Consider the following 14257-nt stretch of genomic DNA (forward strand, 5'->3'; position numbering starts at 1 on the left):
AAAGAGCGGCCGTCAGGGCCAGAGGCGCTCGCGGACCCAGCCATCGCCGGACTTCCGGTAGCGCAGCCGCACGTGCCGCCGGTCGTGGCTGGCCTGCCAGAACTCGACTTCGTCCGGGTCCACGAGGTACCGCGTCCAGGTTTCCGGGGCCACGTCCGGGTTCTCCTCGACCCAGCGCTGCGCTTCCGCGGCCGCCGCCTCGAGGTCCGCCGGATCGTGCAGCACCTGCGACTGGTGCCCGATGAACGCTTCGACGCGGGACGCCGGCGGCCGGGCGAGGAAGTCCGCCGCCGACACTTCGGGCGCGGCGGGGGAGACCGGGCCGCGCAGCCGGACCTGCCGGCCGCGGCCGGGCCAGAAGAACGTCAGTGCCGCGCGCGGGTCCTTGCGCAGCTGGAGGCCCTTCGGGCTTTCCGCGCTGGTCGCGACCGCCCAGCCGGTCGGGCCGACGTCCTTGAGGATCACCACGCGCGCGTCGGGCGCGCCATCGGCATCCACAGTGGACAGCGTGACGGCGTGCGGCGCCAGCACGTGCTCGCCGGCTTCGGTCAGCCACTCGAGGAACAGCGCCTGCGGGTCCGGTGGCGCCGTTTCCGGCGTGAACCCGGGAAGCTCTTCGGGGAACGAGGGCCAGCCGCGCAACTGCACCATGTCAGTAACCGTACGGACCCTGGTGGGGTGCGTGCCCCGGTGGTGGGTACACCGGCGGCTGCGGGCCGGCCGGGCCGGCGTACGGCGGGGGCGGGACCTGCGGCGCCGGCGCGGGCATCGGGTGCTGCGGTTGCTGTTGCGCCTGCTGCCACTGGACCTGCTGGTAGACCTCGGCGGGCTGCGGGAAGCAGTACGTCAGCTTGGCGTTGACCGAGCCCTGCATCGCCGCGCCCCAGAGCTTGCCGCCGACGAACGCGTACAGCTGCCCCGCCGAGAGGTCCACCGCGACCATCCGCGTCTCGCCGCCGAACTGGTTGCCCGACTTCGCCGACGCGGCCTGCGCGGCGTCGGGGTACACGCGGCCGCCGACGAGCCCGGCGATCACGACCGAGCCCGCCGTCCAGCCCATGGTGCCGGTCAGGTTCGCGCGGGCGTGCTGGGTCGCGCGGCCGGTGAAGTCGTACAGCGCCGCGGCGCTGACCTCCGGGACGGCGGCGGCGATCACGCAGTAGTTCATCGTCGTGAGCAGGACCTGCTCGGTGAACAGCCCGACGACGGCCGTGGCGGGGCCGATCTGCACGGTGTGCAGCCGCCCGCCGGCCCGCTGGATGCGCTCGGCCATCGCGCCGAGGTACTGCTCCGGGGTGAGCACGTCGCCATCGTCGCACGGCCGGTGGTCACGCCGCCGTCAGCCAGCGGTTTTCACACATGCTTCGTGGTTGACTGTCCGCGCTATGCGACGACTCGTACTTCTCGCGCCCGCCGTGGTCCTGCTGGCCGGCTGCAGCGCCACCATCGTGACCGGCACCGCGGCGCCCAGCCCGCCGTCCGCGTCCACCGCAGCAGGCGCCGGCAGCCTGCCCCCGGACCCCCAGCCGGGCGCGACGGAGGACTGCCCGTACCTCGGCAGCGAATTCGTGGCCGAGTCGAACGGCCAGCACGTGTCGAAGGTGCGCGTGTCCGCCGACCAGCCGCACCCGGCGTGCTTCTTCTATCGCCCGGACGGGAAGATCCAGCTCACCGTCCGTGTGTACGTCGGCGACGCGAAAACGGCGACGGCGCTGGTCAACAAGGCGGCGCCGCTCGACTCGTCCAACCCGGCGAGCGACCCTTCCGGCTGGAAGGGAGGCTATTTGTCGTCCGACGACGGGGCCGTCTACGCGGTCGCGAAGGGCTCCGTGGCGGTCATCGCGTCGACGAACCAGAAGCAGAGCGTCAAGGCACGCACAGTGGTCAAGAAGGCTATCGCTGCCCTGAAGCTCTAGGTAGCGACCTCCACACGGGTGAGTGATGTTGATCTTGTATTACCCTGTGCGTCACGCGCAGGCTTCGTGGACTCGCGCACCGCAGCCACCGGGGACCCCCACCCCGGGGCGGGGCACCAACTCTGCAAGGACAAAGGACAAGATTCGTGGCTGACACCCTCAAGGAAATCCTGCTCGACTCCAGCCGTCGCCCGGCTGTCGTTTCCGACTTCGAGACCCTCGTGGACGCCGAGGTCTCGGACAAGGGCGGCGTTTCGGGTGCCGTCGTCAAGACCGGCTTCGCCGCGGTCAAGAAGATCAAGCCGGGCATCATCCCCTCGGCCGTCGACACGCTGCTGCCGGACTTCGCCTCCGCGCTCGAGCCGTTCTACGGCGACTACCGCGCCAAGGGCGGCAACGACTTCGGGGCCTACCTGTCCAGCCGCTCGGACGAGGCTTCCGACGCGCTGCTGAGCGTCACCGACTCGCGCGCGGAGAAGAGCAGCCGCGACAGCATCAAGAAGGTCTACTCGAAGCTGCGCCCGAACGGCAAGAAGAACGTCGAGGAGGCGCTGCCGCGTCTGGGCCAGCTGATCGACAAGCACGCCGCTGCCGTCTGATCGGTTTCCAGCACGACTGAAACATCGCAAGACTGAAGAGGCCCCCGGCTGCACCCCCGGGGGCCTCTTCGCGTCTTGTTCAGTTCTTCTTTTCGGCCGGCGCCGCGGACGGCGCCTTGCCGTTCGCCTGCGCGCTCGGCTTCGCCGCTTCGGCGGGCTTCGGCGCGGGCGGGGTGGCCTTCGGCGGCGCGGGCGCGACCGGCGGCTCCTGCTTCGAGCGGAGGGCGTAGGCAGCACCGGCGCCGACCACGACCAGGCCCAGCAGCCACGGCCACTTGCGACGGCTGCGGGTGCCCTTGGCGGCCGACTTGGCCTCGGACAGAGCGGCGTAGAAGTCCTTCTTCGCCGCCTTGAAGTCCTTCTTGCCGCGGCGCTTCGACTCGCCGGCCGCCTTCGCGGCCTTGATGGCGGCCTTCTTCGCCTTGCGACCCGGCTTGCGCAGCTCGGACAGGCGCGCGAGCGCCTCCTGGCGAGCGGCCTTCGAGCTCTTCTTGAGCTCCTTGCGGGTCAGTTCCGTCTTCTTCGCGAGCTTCTTCTGCGCGCGCCGCCCCTGCTTGACACCCTCGGTGACGAGTTTGTCGGCGGTCTCGACGGCCTGGGCTGTCGCCCGGGACATGGGCTTCACCTCATCATTCGTTTTGACACTGCTCTGTTACCCGTAACCTATCGTGCCCCTTTTTCGCTCCGCCCGCCCGCAGATGGCACGATGGCTTGCGTGAAAGCTACGCTGCACACCAACCAGGGTGACATCCACCTGAACCTGTTCCCGGACCACGCGCCCAAGACCGTGGCGAACTTCGTGGGGCTCGCGGAGGGCACCAAGGAGTACACCCAGCCCAACGCGGCGGGGACGAACTCCGGGCCCTTCTACGACGGGTCGATCTTCCACCGGGTCATCGACGGCTTCATGCTGCAGGGCGGCGACCCGACCGGTACCGGTCGCGGCGGCCCCGGCTACAAGTTCGGCGACGAGTTCCACCCGGAGCTGCAGTTCAGCAAGCCGTACCTGCTGGCCATGGCCAACGCCGGGCCCGGCACGAACGGCTCGCAGTTCTTCATCACCGTGGCGCCGACCAACCACCTCAACTTCCGGCACACGATCTTCGGCGAGGTGGCCGACCAGGAGTCGCGCAACGTCGTCGACGCGATCGCCCGGACGTCGACCGGCCCGGCGGACCGCCCGCTGACCGACATCGTCATCGAGAAGGTCAGCGTCGAGCACTGACGGCTTCCTCGCGTGGGTTTCGGTAGGTTGGTCTCATCGTGAACCAACCGCCGAACCCCGCCGCCGAACAAGCCGCGCTGCCCGGGTGCTGGTGGCACCCGAACCGCCCGACCGGACTGAGCTGTTCCCGGTGCGGGCGTCCGGCGTGCCCGGATTGCCTCCGCGAAGCCCCGGTCGGCTTCCAGTGCACCGACTGCGTGCACACCGGCGGCCAGGAGCAGCGCCGTCAGCACCGCGGCTACCAGGACTCCGGGTTCGGCCAGCGCACCGTCTTCGGCGCGCGGCTCTCGCAGTCGTTCCTCGTCACCCAGGTCATCCTCGCGGTGAACGTCCTCGTCTTCCTGTTCACGGTGATCCAGGCGAAGAGCCTCAACGACAACCAGCTGTCGTCCCTCTTCCAGCACGGCGCCCTCTACGGCGACGCGACCATGGGCCACGGCGAGTGGTGGCGGGTCCTGACCAACGGGTTCCTGCACTACGGGCCGATCCACATCGCGGTCAACATGTTCTCGCTGTGGATGATGGGCCGCGCCCTCGAGCAGGTCTGCGGCCGCCGCCGCTACCTCGCGCTCTACTTCGTCTCGATGCTCGGTGCGTCCACCGCGGTGCTGCTGTTCGACAACCCGGCCGGCTTCCCCGGCACGGCGGGCGCGTCCGGGGCGCTGTTCGGCCTGATGGGCGCCTACGGCGTCACGGTGCTGAAGCTGCGCCTGAACCCCACCGGCCTGATCATCACGCTCGCGTTGAACGCGTTCATCACCTTCGGCATATCGGGCATTTCGATCTTCGGCCACGTCGGCGGGCTGGTGACCGGCGCGCTCGTCACCGTTGCGCTGCTGTACGCGCCGCAGGTCGAGCAGGCGCGGTGGCAGGCCATCGGCATCGGGATCATCGTCGTCGCGCTGCTCGGCCTGCTGGTCTACCGCGGTGCGCAGGCCGCGCCGGAGACCTGCCAGTTCGTCCAGTACCCGTTCGGCCTGTACTACACCTGCCGTTAGCTGCGCAGCGTGCTGAGGACGTCCAGGACGTCCCGCGGGTCCTCGCCGAGGTCGAGCCACCCGAAGACGTACAGCTGGTCGTCGTGCTCGATCTCCAGCGTGACGCCGTCGCGCCCCATCCGGCGGGTGGTGCGGAGCCGGGTGCGCGTCTGCGCCCACGGCAGCCGGTGCGTGCCGCCCAGCGTCCGGGCCACCAGGCCCTCGGCGTCGGCGGCGAGCCGCGGCCGGACGATCGTGGCGTGCGCGGCGAACGCGCCGACGGCGACGGCCGCCAGCGCGAACAGCACCAGGCCGCCGCGGTCGCCGGTCAGCGCGTCGGTCACCACGCCGGCCAGCAGCAACGCGGTGACCGCCCAGGCCGATACCACAACGGCCTGACGAGGCGCCCAGGAGGTGGGGTAGTTATCCACAGGGGTTATCCACACTGGGGATGAGTCACACCGCTGTAATTCGACGTCAAGCCGCTGAACGGAGTAATAGTCAGCGCCAGCGCATGGTCATGAGCAGACCCGCGATCATCAACGCGAACCCACCGGCGAAGTTCCAGTTGCCCAGGTCGGCCATCCAGGAGATCTTGTCCCCGGCGATGTAGTTGACCAGGAGCCAGACCAGGCCCAGGAGCATCAACCCGAACATCGGGATCTTCCAGGCGAGGCCGGTGGGGCCGGCCGCCCGCACCTTCACCGGCGTGCGCCGGTCGGCGGGCGGGGTGTACGCGGTCTTCTTGCGGACCTTGGACTTGGGCATCGTGTGTTCCTCGCGGTGCTCTTCGGGCTCGTCTGGTGGCGATGTCCCGCTGAGGGTGCGCAACCAGCGCCACGTGCACACGTTAACGTAAACGACCGCAGGAAAGCAGCGGCCAGGAGTGGTCGGATTTCCCGGACCGTGACAACGGGGTCACCCAGGGTTCGACGCGGCTTGAGAGGAGCTTGCGTGGCTACGCGCGAAGGACCGGACGACGACCGGCGCAGACACCCCGGACAGCCCATGCCGCGACGCCGTCCCGCGACGCCCCCGCGCGGCCAGGTGCCGCCCCGCCAGCCCCAGCGCAGCCCCCAGGGCCAGCCACCCCGGCGTCCGCAGGGCCCGCCGCCCCGCCGCTACACCAGCCCGCCCCCGCCACCCGGCGCGAACGAAGAGACCGTCGTCTTCGCCCCGGTCGGCAAGGGGGGCACCGCGACCGAGGAGAAGCCCGCCCCGGCCCCCCTCGGCAAGGGCGGCGTCGCGATCCGGACGGCCGGCGAGGTCCTCATCACGCTGGGTCTGGTCGTGCTGCTGTTCATGGTCTACGAGCTGTACGTGACCGACCTGTTCTCGGCGGGCAAGCAGTCCGAGGCGAGCGACCAGCTCGACGGCGAGTGGGCGCACGACCGCACGCTGCACCCCGAGCTGGTCGACGGCAAGGCGTTCGCCCGCATCCACATCCCCAGCTTCGGCGTCGACTACAACTTCACCATCCAGGAAGGCACCGACGACGCCGCCCTCGAGGTCGGTCCCGGCCACTACAAGGGCACGTCGCTGCCCGGCGAGCCCGGCAACTTCGCCGTGGCCGGCCACCGCGTCGGCAAGGGTGCCCCGTTCAACGACCTGGACAACCTCTCCTCCTGTGACCAGATCGTGATCGAGACCTCCACCGACTTCTACATCTACAAGGTCCTGCCCTACGACGACGAGGTGAAGGGCTGGGCCGGCGGCAAGGGCGCGGACCCGAAGTGCAAGGGCGTCTCGACCCTGCGCGATCCGAACGCCGAGGACGGCGGCGCCTACAGCGAGACCTTCGGCCGCAAGGTCGTGCTGCCGAGCCAGGGCACCGCGGTGAACCCGGTCCCGTACAAGGGCGCCGACGTGCTGCCCAAGGCCCAGCAGGCCGCACTGCTCACGCTGACCACCTGCCACCCGCAGTTCTCCGCCAAGGAGCGGCTCATCATCACGTCGGTGCTGACCCAGCAGGTGCCGAAGGACCAGGTCAAGGACTACGGCGACCTGCTCTCGAAGATCGGGGAGGCCTGATGTACGCGTGGATCTGGCGGAAGCTGCCGGGCCCGTTCGCGGCCAAGCTGACGATCGCGGTCGTGCTGGTGCTCGGCGTGATCGCGCTGCTGATGTTCGTGGTGTTCCCGTGGCTGGAGCCGCGGCTGTGGTTCAACGAGGTCGCGGTCAACTGAAGACACGGGGGAAGCACCGCCACAACCCACCGCCGGAAGACCCGTGGAACGAGATCGGGCCGCGGCTGTGGATGGGCGGGCACGTCCGGATGGGCGCCGCGGGCGAGGAACCCGTGGTCGTCCGGCGCGAGTTCGACCTCGTGCTGAGCCTCTACCAGCGCGAAGGTCACGGCCCGGCGCCCGGCATCGAGCACCACTTCGCCGAGCTGCCGGACGGGCCGCTGACCGCCGCGCAGATCGCCGAGGCCGAGCGGTTCGCCGTGCTCGCGGCCGAGGCGGTCCGCGCCGGGCGGCTGACGCTCGTGCGCTGCCACACCGGGCTCAACCGGTCCGGCCTGGTCGGCGCGCAGGCGCTCGTCGAACTCGGGCTCGGCGTACCGGCGGCCATCGACCGCGTCCGGCAGCGGCGCTCGTCGCGGGCGCTGCACAACCGGCTCTTCGTGCGGTACCTCGAGAGCGGCCTGCCGACGGCCCGGCTGCTGGCGGAGCTCGATTCTTGAGGTTCGGCGTCTTCCTGGTCAGCGGCCGCTTCCCCGGCCAGGCGGACGGCGACGTCCTCCGCCGGTCGGTCCGTGCGGCCGAACTGGCCGAAGAAGCCGGCTTCGACGACGTCTGGTTCGCCGAGCACCACTTCATGCCCTACGGCGTCTGCCCGTCCGCGATCACCCTCGCCGCGCACGTGCTCGGGCGGACGTCGCGGATCGGGGTCGGGACCGCGGTCAGCGTCCTGTCGACCACGCACCCGGTCGCGCTGGCCGAGCAGTGGGCGATGCTCGACGCCGTTTCCGGCGGACGGCTGCGGCTCGGCCTCGGCCGCGGGGGCCCGTGGCAGGACCTCGAGGTCTTCGGCACCGGGCTCGACCGGTACGAGACCGGCTTCGAAGAGGCCCTCGACGTCTTCCTGCACGCCACCACCGGCCGCGTCGGCGCTCAGGGGCGGCACTTCGCCTTCCGGGAGGTGCCCGTGGTGCCGACGCCGGAACGCCGGGCGGATGTCGTCGTCGCGTGCGGGGGACCGACGTCGGCCGCGGTCCGGCAGGCCGCCGAACGAGATCTGCCGCTGCTGCTCGGCTTGCACGCCGATGACGAAGAAAAAGCCGACACCGTCGCCGGCTACGGAAAGCCCGCGAACCACATCTCGACCGTGCTCTGCCAGGTGGGTGACGCCGAAGTGGTGCGGAACGCGCTGCCCGGCTGGCTCGAGGACGGCCTCGCCGCGCACGTCACCGTCGACGGGAGACCGGGGCCGTCCCGCGATCCGGGGGAGTACGCCGAACGGCTCTGCGCCATCCACCCGGTCGGCGACGCGGCCCACTGCGTCCGGACGCTGGAAACGAGCCTCCGGCGCACCGGCGTCTCCCACGTGCTGATGCTCGTGGAAGCGTCGGGTACGCCGGAGGGCACGTTCGCGAACATCGCGCGGATCGGCACCGAGGTGCTGCCCGCGCTGCGGGCTAGCAGTCCCGCAGTTCCGGGCTCTGGTTGAGCAGCTGGCCACGCGGCGAGACGAACGCGCGGTAGCGGTCACCGTCCAGTTCGGACTGGCGGAACACGGCGACCCGGTGGCAGTTCTGGAAGGCCAGCTTGACGCCGAAGTGGCGTTCGAGGCCGCCGCGGATCGCGTCCGAGGCCAGTGCCCGCAGCAGCTGCCCGCGGGCGGCCTCGCTCGGCGGCGGCGTCTCGTTGTCGGCGAACCCGTCCGCCGCGCCCTCGGCGTCGGCGATGACGCCGGTGATGACCTCCCAGGCGTACGGCAGGGATTCCTTGACGCAAGTGACGAACTCGGCGTCGGTGACCTCCCCGCGCTCGGCCTTCTCCAGCAACGCGGGTGACACGTCCAGGGACATCGAACCTCCAGTTTGAGCAGGGCCACCCTCTTGGCTACCGGCCGGGTGGCCCGGCCACAAGAGAAAACGATGATCATCACCACTTTGGCGGAAGGCCCGGTCACTCCCACCGGAAGAGCTTCGCCGCCAGCGCCGTTCCGAGCACCGCGAAGGCGGCGAGCGCGGCGAGCTGCAGCGGCTGGACGCCGGTCCCGACCCAGGCGTCCTGCAGCGCCTGCGAGCCCGGCGGCAGGTAGTCGCCGATCCGGCGCAGGACCTCGGGCAGGAGCGGCCGCGGCAGGTAGACGCCGCCGAAGAACATGATCGGGAGGAAGGCGACCATCGCGACTCCGGTGGCGGCCTTCGACGTGCGGGCGACCGCGGCCGCGATCAGGCCCAGCGCGAACGTCGCGACCACCCCGAGCACCAGCGTCAGCGCGAACGACAGCGGGTGCTTCGGCAGCGGGACGTCGTAGACGGCGTTGCCCAGCCCCAGCACGAGCGCGATCCCCGCCAGCGAGACCGTGACGTGGATGAGCAGCTGCGCGCCCAGCAGGTTGGCCGGGTGCACCGGGGTGGTGGCCAGCCGGCGCAGCACGCCCTGCTCGCGGTAGGTGGCGACGGCGGCCGGGATCGACTGCAGCGCGAGCGTCGCGAGGCTGATGACGATCAGCGACGGCACCCAGGCGTCGATGAACCGGTAGCCGCCGGCCTTTTCGCTCGGCTCGGTCATGCCCGGGATCGCGCCGATCGCCAGCAACAGGATCGACGGCAGCAGGATGCCGGCGGCCGCCATGACCGGCGACCGGAGGAAGAGCTTCGTTTCGGTGGTGGTGATCTTGGCGAAGGCGGTGGTCATCGGGCGCTCCTGGTCAGCGAGACGAACGCGTCGTCCAAAGTGGAGGCTCCGGCCGCGGCGCGGAGCTCGGTCGGGGTGCCGGTGGCGACCACGCGCCCGGCGTCGAAGATCGCGACGCGGTCGCAGAGCCGCTCGGCTTCGTCCATGAAGTGGGTGACGAGCAGGACCGTGACGCCGGTGGCGCGGACGCCTTCGACGAGCCGCCAGGTCTCGCGGCGGGCGTGCGGGTCGAGCCCGGTGGTCAGTTCGTCCAGTATCGCCAGCTCCGGCTGCCCCACCAGGGCCAGTGCGATCGAGACGCGCTGTTTCTGACCGCCGGACAGCTTCCCGAAGGAGCGGCGGGCGTGCTCGGTCAGGTCGAGCTGCTCCAGCAGGACGTCGATGTCGGCCGGCTCGGGGTAGAAGGACGCGAACAGCTCCAGCGCTTCGCGCACCCGCAGCTTCGCGGGCAGCTGGCTTTCCTGCAGCTGGACGCCGACGCGGCGGGTCAGCGCCGCGTGGTCCACCGCCGGGTCCAGGCCGAGGACGGAGATCGTGCCCCCGTCGGCCTGACGGAGGCCCTGGAGGCATTCGACGGTGGTGGTCTTCCCGGCGCCGTTCGTGCCGAGGATGCCGAAGATTTCGCCGCGCTCGACGGTGAACGAAACGCCGTCGACCGCGACCCGGGTGCCGTAGCGCTTGCGGAGGTCGGTGACTTCGATGAGTGGCATGGTTCGAAACTACGAACCGGCGGCCGCGTGGGTAATGACGCTGAATCCCCAGCTCAGGTAGCGTTTTGCTGAAGCGGGGGTGGGGCTGGGCCCACCCCGTTCGGGGGGCTTCGGGCAGTGCGCGGTCCAGCGTGCGTCGGCGAGGATCCGGGGGAGGAGGTGCCATGACGTACCTGCGTGCGATTGGCCGGGCGTTCGCGCTGGCCGCGTTTTCGTTGCTCAGCTGGGTGGACGTGCTGATCCAGCTGTTCACGTTCGCGCTGCTCTGCGGCGGGCTGGTGTTCTTCTTCGGACCGGCGGTCGTCTGGGCCCGCGGCCGGTCGGCGACCATGCGGGCGTTGTCCGCGCGCTGGTGCGGTGTCGAGGTCGAAGTGCCGTACCGGCCGGAGCCGCCGGCGCCGGTTCGTGAACGCGACGGCTGGTACCGCGACGGCAACCAGCTCTACAAGCGGGCGTTCTGGATCAGCTGGCAGCACCGGCTCACCTGGGCGATGGAGGATCCGGCGACGGCCCGCGAGTTCAGCTGGCAGCTGGTGAACCCGCTGTGCACGCTGCTGTTGCCGGTCGCCACCTTGCTCGGCGGTCCCGTGGTGCTGCGCGGCTACGGCCGGTGGACGCGCTGGTGGCTCGGGCCCCGCCCGCCTGCCGAGCCGCGCCGGAACTGGGTGCACCGGCACCTCGAGTCACTCGGCCACCAGTTCGGCATCCTCGCGCTTTCCCTGGTGCAGCTGATCTTCTCGGCGGTGCAGCTGGTCGTCATGGTCGGCGCCCCGATGCTGGCGGCCCGGGTCGTGCAGTGGAGCCGGTCGACCACGGACACGCTTCGCCGGGAGGCCGAGAACTGGACCGGAGTGCGGATCCCGCGTCCGTACCTGCCGCCGCCCGGATTGCCGGTGCCCCGCGCCGACGGGCTCTACCAGGTCGGCAGGCAGCTGTACGAGGAGCCGTTCTGGCCGCTCCAGCACGCCCGGATGCGGTGGATCCTGCGCGACCGGGCCACCTGGCGGGACATCGCGGGCGGTGCGCTGAGCTCCCTCGTGTCGCTCGGGTGCTCGCTGCCGGCGCTCGCGTTGTTCGGCTGGGCGATGACCGGCCTCTCGGTGCTCTGGTTCTGGCGGCCGTTCGCGTCCTCGCCGGCCGAGTGGTACCCACTGCCCGCGGTGTCGACGCACCTCGGCGCGCTCGCGCAGACGCCGGTGATCGTGCTGGCGCTGGTCATCGCCGTGGCGCCGGCGCCGTGGCTCGCCCGCCAGCAGGCCCGCTTCGCCCGCCTGTGGTTCGGGCCGACCGAGTCGACCCGGCTCGCCCAGCGCGTCGAACGGCTGAAGCAGACCCGGTCCGACGTCACCGTCACGCAGGCCGCCGAGCTGCGCCGGATCGAGCGTGACCTGCACGACGGCATCCAGTCGCGGCTGGTCGCCATGGGCATGAAGCTGGGCGCGGTCGAGGCGCTGGTGGACACCGACCCGGCGGCGGCCAAACGGCTCGCGGCGGAGCTGCGTGCGGCGTCGTCGGAAGCGCTCACCGAGCTGCGGGTACTGATCCGCGGCATCCACCCGCCGGTGCTTTCGGAACGCGGGCTGCTGGACGCCGTGCGGGCGGTGGCGCTGGACAGCCCGCTGAAGTCGGAGGTCAGGGGCTCGCTGCCGGGACGGGTCGGGGAACCCGTGGAGGCGTGCGTGTACTTCGCGGTGTCCGAACTGCTCGGCAACGCGGCCAAGCACGGCGCGAAACGCGTGTCGATCGAGGTGGGCTTCGCGGACGGCCTTCTGACGGTCGTGGTGACCGACGACGGCCCGGGTGGCGCGAACCCGGCCCGCGGCTCAGGATTGCGCGGAATCGAGCGCCGGCTGGGAGGCTTCGACGGTAGGTTGACGCTGACCAGCCCGATCGGCGGCCCGACGAAGGCGACCCTGGAGATCCCGTGTCAGATCGACCAAGAACCCTCGTCGCCGAGGACCAATACCTCCTCCGAGACGGCCTGACACACCTCCTGACCGCGCACGGCTTCGACGTCGTCGCGGCGGTTGCCACCGGCCCGGAACTCGTGGCCGCCCTGCGCGAACACCGACCCGAGGTGTCCATTGTGGACGTCAGAATGCCGCCGACGAACACCGACGAGGGCCTGCAGGCCGCCCTGGCCGCCCGCCGGGAAGTGCCCGGGCTGCCGATCCTCGTGCTGTCCCAGCACGTCGAGCAGCTGTACGCGCGTGAACTGCTGGCCGACGGCACGGGCGCGATCGGCTACCTGCTGAAGGACCGCGTCTTCAACGCGGAGCAGTTCATCGACGCCGTCCGCCGGGTCGCGGCGGGCGGCACCGTGATGGACCCCGAGGTGATCGCGAAACTGGTGGCGGGCAACGCTTCCGACCCACTGGCGGCGCTGACCCCGCGCGAGCGCGAGGTCCTGTCGCTGATGGCGGAAGGCTGTTCCAACGCGGCGATCGCGTCCCGGCTGCACTTCAGCGAAGGAGCGGTCGGCAAGCACACGGCGAACATCTTCGCGAAGCTGGGCATTTCCGCTTCGGACGACACCAATCGCCGGGTGCTGGCCGTGCTGGCGTACCTGGGTTCTTAGCCGCGTGAGATCCGGGTCAACTCCTCGCGCTCGACCACCTTGACCCGCTCGCGGCCCGCCGCCGAGCCCAGCGCCTTCTCGTGCGCGTCGAGCCGTCCCCAGCCGTCCCAGTTGGTGAACGGGATGCCGCGCGCCTCGAGGAAGTCGAGGATGGCGTCCGGGGACGCGAACTTCGGGGCGGCCAACGTCGGAGCGTCCGCCAGCAGGCTCGCGATCGTCTCCGCCGCGTCGCCCTTCGTGTGGCCGATCAGGCCCACCGGGCCGCGCTTGATCCAGCCCGTCACGTACACGCCCGGCAGCTGGTTCTCGTCCAGGTCCAGCACGCGCCCGGCCTGGTTGGGCACCACGCCCGCCACGTGGTCGAACGGCAGCTCCGGCAGGTGCGACGACAGGTAGCCGACCGCGCGGTACACCGCCTGGACGTCCCAGTCGTGGAACTCGCCAGTGCCGCGGACGTTGCCGTCGCCGGTCAGCTCGGTCCGCTCGGTGCGCAGGCCCGTCACCTTGCCGTCCTCGCCGAGGACTTCGGCCGGCGAGTGGAAGAAGTGCAGGTGCAGCCGGCGCGGACGGGTGCCCGGCTCGCGGATGGCCCACTCCTGCAGCGTCTTCACCACCATGTCGATCTGCTTCGACGCGCGCAGGGCCGCGATGCTGCCGTCGTCGAACTCGATGTCCTCGGGGTACACGATGACCTCGACGTTCGGCGAGTGGTCCAGCTCGCGCAGCTCCAGCGGCGTGAACTTCGCCTGCGCCGGGCCGCGGCGGCCGAACACGTGCACGTCCGTCACCGGGCTCGCCTTGAGCCCCTGGTAGACGTTGTCCGGGATGTCGGTGGCCAGCAGCTCGTCGGCCGTCTTCGCCAGGACCCGCGCCACGTCCAGCGCGACGTTCCCGACGCCGAGGACCGCGACCGAAGACGCGGTCAGCGGCCAGGTGCGGGGCACGTCGGGGTGGCCGTCGTACCAGGACACGAAGTCGGCGGCGCCGTAGCTGCCGTCCAGGTCGATGCCCGGGATGTCGAGCGCGCGGTCGGCGGACGCCCCGGTGGAGAAGATCACCGCGTCGTAGAACTCGCGCAGCTCGTCGAGCTTGATGTCGGTGCCGTAGTCGATGTTGCCCAGCAGCCGGATGTTCGGCTTCGAGAGCACCTTCTCCAGCGCCGTCACGATGCCCTTGATGCGCGGGTGGTCGGGCGCGACGCCGTACCGGATCAGCCCGAACGGCGCGGGCATCCGCTCGAACAGGTCGATCGAGACGTCGGCGTCGGACTTGTCCAGGATGTCGGCGGCGTAGATCCCGGCGGGACCGGCACCGACCACGGCTACACGAAGAGAACGGCTCACTCGCTCCACGGTAAGTTAGGTCTACCTAACCTGAAATG

At 70.7% G+C, this 14257-nt stretch carries 19 protein-coding genes; 10 read left to right on the forward strand and 9 right to left on the reverse strand.

Going from position 1 to position 14257, the window contains the following annotated elements:
- Window positions 1-12: 12 nt before the first annotated feature.
- Together IE317_RS10120 and IE317_RS10125 are read right to left on the reverse strand one after the other, a co-directional pair.
- A complete protein-coding gene (locus tag IE317_RS10120; protein ID WP_191308602.1) occupies window positions 13-651 on the reverse strand; it encodes a pyridoxine/pyridoxamine 5'-phosphate oxidase in 639 nt (212 codons plus the stop codon).
- A gap of 1 nt (window position 652) precedes the next feature.
- Window positions 653-1303 carry a hypothetical protein gene (locus IE317_RS10125; RefSeq protein WP_191308604.1) on the reverse strand — a complete coding sequence of 217 codons (651 nt, stop codon included), beginning with the start codon at window positions 1301-1303 and terminating at the stop codon, window positions 653-655.
- 82 nt (window positions 1304-1385) lie between these two features.
- Here IE317_RS10125 and IE317_RS10130 point away from each other — a divergent pair, with 82 nt between their 5' ends.
- Window positions 1386-1916 (forward strand): DUF2020 domain-containing protein, encoded by a 531-nt coding sequence (locus tag IE317_RS10130; RefSeq protein ID WP_191308607.1) that lies wholly within the window; start codon window positions 1386-1388, stop codon window positions 1914-1916.
- A 146-nt stretch (window positions 1917-2062) separates the two neighbouring features.
- Entirely contained in the window at window positions 2063-2515 is a 453-nt protein-coding gene (locus IE317_RS10135; protein ID WP_176173818.1) for a DUF6918 family protein, read from the forward strand.
- A gap of 79 nt (window positions 2516-2594) precedes the next feature.
- Here the strand turns inward: IE317_RS10135 and IE317_RS10140 are convergent, their stop codons facing one another.
- Window positions 2595-3131, reverse strand: a complete 537-nt coding sequence (locus tag IE317_RS10140; RefSeq protein WP_191308609.1) for a hypothetical protein — start codon at window positions 3129-3131, stop codon at window positions 2595-2597.
- A gap of 90 nt (window positions 3132-3221) precedes the next feature.
- Between IE317_RS10140 and IE317_RS10145 the strand changes: the two genes are divergently transcribed.
- Window positions 3222-3740, forward strand: a complete 519-nt coding sequence (locus IE317_RS10145) for a peptidylprolyl isomerase (RefSeq protein ID WP_191308611.1) — start codon at window positions 3222-3224, stop codon at window positions 3738-3740.
- Window positions 3741-3778: 38 nt separating this feature from the next.
- Window positions 3779-4738 (forward strand): rhomboid family intramembrane serine protease, encoded by a 960-nt coding sequence (locus IE317_RS10150; protein ID WP_191308614.1) that lies wholly within the window; start codon window positions 3779-3781, stop codon window positions 4736-4738.
- Here the strand turns inward: IE317_RS10150 and IE317_RS10155 are convergent.
- Together IE317_RS10155 and crgA are read right to left on the reverse strand one after the other, a co-directional pair.
- Window positions 4735-5148: a PH domain-containing protein gene (locus IE317_RS10155; protein WP_229902622.1), complete on the reverse strand. Its 414-nt coding sequence runs from the start codon at window positions 5146-5148 to the stop codon at window positions 4735-4737. The two genes, IE317_RS10150 and IE317_RS10155, sit on opposite strands and share 4 nt — an antisense overlap.
- Window positions 5149-5218: 70 nt before the next feature.
- The gene (gene crgA, locus IE317_RS10160) at window positions 5219-5485 is read right to left on the reverse strand and encodes a cell division protein CrgA (RefSeq protein ID WP_043787021.1); all 267 of its coding nucleotides are present in this window, start codon (window positions 5483-5485) and stop codon (window positions 5219-5221) included.
- 240 nt (window positions 5486-5725) lie between these two features.
- Here crgA and IE317_RS10165 point away from each other — a divergent pair, with 240 nt between their 5' ends.
- From IE317_RS10165 to IE317_RS10180, 4 genes are all read left to right on the forward strand, one after another.
- A complete protein-coding gene (locus tag IE317_RS10165) occupies window positions 5726-6748 on the forward strand; it encodes a class E sortase (protein ID WP_191309116.1) in 1023 nt (340 codons plus the stop codon).
- Window positions 6748-6903, forward strand: coding sequence for a hypothetical protein (locus tag IE317_RS10170; protein ID WP_191308617.1), 156 nt, complete (start codon window positions 6748-6750; stop codon window positions 6901-6903). The genes IE317_RS10165 and IE317_RS10170 overlap by 1 nt, the downstream gene beginning before the upstream one ends.
- Before the next feature lie 71 nt (window positions 6904-6974).
- Window positions 6975-7403 carry a protein-tyrosine phosphatase family protein gene (locus tag IE317_RS10175; protein ID WP_229902623.1) on the forward strand — a complete coding sequence of 143 codons (429 nt, stop codon included), beginning with the start codon at window positions 6975-6977 and terminating at the stop codon, window positions 7401-7403.
- Complete coding sequence (locus tag IE317_RS10180) at window positions 7400-8389, forward strand: LLM class flavin-dependent oxidoreductase (RefSeq protein ID WP_191308620.1); 990 nt, start codon at window positions 7400-7402, stop codon at window positions 8387-8389. The genes IE317_RS10175 and IE317_RS10180 overlap by 4 nt, the downstream gene beginning before the upstream one ends.
- On the opposite strand, the gene IE317_RS10185 is transcribed toward IE317_RS10180, so the two are convergent.
- The 3 genes from IE317_RS10185 to IE317_RS10195 all read right to left on the reverse strand — a co-directional run bounded on the left by IE317_RS10185 (window position 8358) and on the right by IE317_RS10195 (window position 10298).
- On the reverse strand, window positions 8358-8750 hold the full coding sequence (locus IE317_RS10185; protein WP_191308622.1) for an SCO5389 family protein: 393 nt from the start codon (window positions 8748-8750) through the stop codon (window positions 8358-8360). The genes IE317_RS10180 and IE317_RS10185 overlap by 32 nt on opposite strands.
- Window positions 8751-8850: 100 nt before the next feature.
- Window positions 8851-9588, reverse strand: coding sequence for an ABC transporter permease (locus IE317_RS10190; RefSeq protein WP_191308624.1), 738 nt, complete (start codon window positions 9586-9588; stop codon window positions 8851-8853).
- Window positions 9585-10298: an ABC transporter ATP-binding protein gene (locus IE317_RS10195; RefSeq protein WP_191308627.1), complete on the reverse strand. Its 714-nt coding sequence runs from the start codon at window positions 10296-10298 to the stop codon at window positions 9585-9587. The genes IE317_RS10190 and IE317_RS10195 overlap by 4 nt, the downstream gene beginning before the upstream one ends.
- A 164-nt stretch (window positions 10299-10462) precedes the next feature.
- On the opposite strand from IE317_RS10195, the gene IE317_RS10200 reads away from it, so the two are divergent.
- The gene (locus IE317_RS10200; RefSeq protein WP_191308630.1) at window positions 10463-12283 is read left to right on the forward strand and encodes a sensor histidine kinase; all 1821 of its coding nucleotides are present in this window, start codon (window positions 10463-10465) and stop codon (window positions 12281-12283) included.
- Window positions 12223-12876, forward strand: coding sequence for a response regulator transcription factor (locus tag IE317_RS10205; protein WP_191308633.1), 654 nt, complete (start codon window positions 12223-12225; stop codon window positions 12874-12876). The genes IE317_RS10200 and IE317_RS10205 overlap by 61 nt, the downstream gene beginning before the upstream one ends.
- On the opposite strand, the gene IE317_RS10210 is transcribed toward IE317_RS10205, so the two are convergent.
- On the reverse strand, window positions 12873-14219 hold the full coding sequence (locus IE317_RS10210) for an FAD-dependent oxidoreductase (protein ID WP_229902624.1): 1347 nt from the start codon (window positions 14217-14219) through the stop codon (window positions 12873-12875). The two genes, IE317_RS10205 and IE317_RS10210, sit on opposite strands and share 4 nt — an antisense overlap.
- Window positions 14220-14257: the final 38 nt, after the last annotated feature.

The sequence above is a fragment of the Amycolatopsis bullii genome, from assembly GCF_014654205.1.
In the GTDB taxonomy this organism is placed as follows: Bacteria; Actinomycetota; Actinomycetes; order Mycobacteriales; family Pseudonocardiaceae; genus Amycolatopsis; species Amycolatopsis plumensis.

Bases quoted from the DNA above. Each gene is read 5' to 3' on its own strand.
- IE317_RS10120 (WP_191308602.1), bottom strand. From the start codon at position 651: ATGGTGCAGTTGCGCGGCTGGCCCTCGTTCCCCGAAGAGCTTCCCGGG.
- IE317_RS10130 (WP_191308607.1), top strand. From the start codon at position 1,386: ATGCGACGACTCGTACTTCTCGCGCCCGCCGTGGTCCTGCTGGCCGGC.
- IE317_RS10140 (WP_191308609.1), bottom strand. From the start codon at position 3,131: ATGTCCCGGGCGACAGCCCAGGCCGTCGAGACCGCCGACAAACTCGTC.
- IE317_RS10145 (WP_191308611.1), top strand. From the start codon at position 3,222: ATGGCTTGCGTGAAAGCTACGCTGCACACCAACCAGGGTGACATCCAC.
- crgA (WP_043787021.1), bottom strand. From the start codon at position 5,485: ATGCCCAAGTCCAAGGTCCGCAAGAAGACCGCGTACACCCCGCCCGCC.
- IE317_RS10165 (WP_191309116.1), top strand. From the start codon at position 5,726: ATGCCGCGACGCCGTCCCGCGACGCCCCCGCGCGGCCAGGTGCCGCCC.
- IE317_RS10170 (WP_191308617.1), top strand. From the start codon at position 6,748: ATGTACGCGTGGATCTGGCGGAAGCTGCCGGGCCCGTTCGCGGCCAAG.
- IE317_RS10175 (WP_229902623.1), top strand. From the start codon at position 6,975: ATGGGCGGGCACGTCCGGATGGGCGCCGCGGGCGAGGAACCCGTGGTC.
- IE317_RS10185 (WP_191308622.1), bottom strand. From the start codon at position 8,750: ATGTCCCTGGACGTGTCACCCGCGTTGCTGGAGAAGGCCGAGCGCGGG.
- IE317_RS10190 (WP_191308624.1), bottom strand. From the start codon at position 9,588: ATGACCACCGCCTTCGCCAAGATCACCACCACCGAAACGAAGCTCTTC.
- IE317_RS10195 (WP_191308627.1), bottom strand. From the start codon at position 10,298: ATGCCACTCATCGAAGTCACCGACCTCCGCAAGCGCTACGGCACCCGG.
- IE317_RS10200 (WP_191308630.1), top strand. From the start codon at position 10,463: ATGACGTACCTGCGTGCGATTGGCCGGGCGTTCGCGCTGGCCGCGTTT.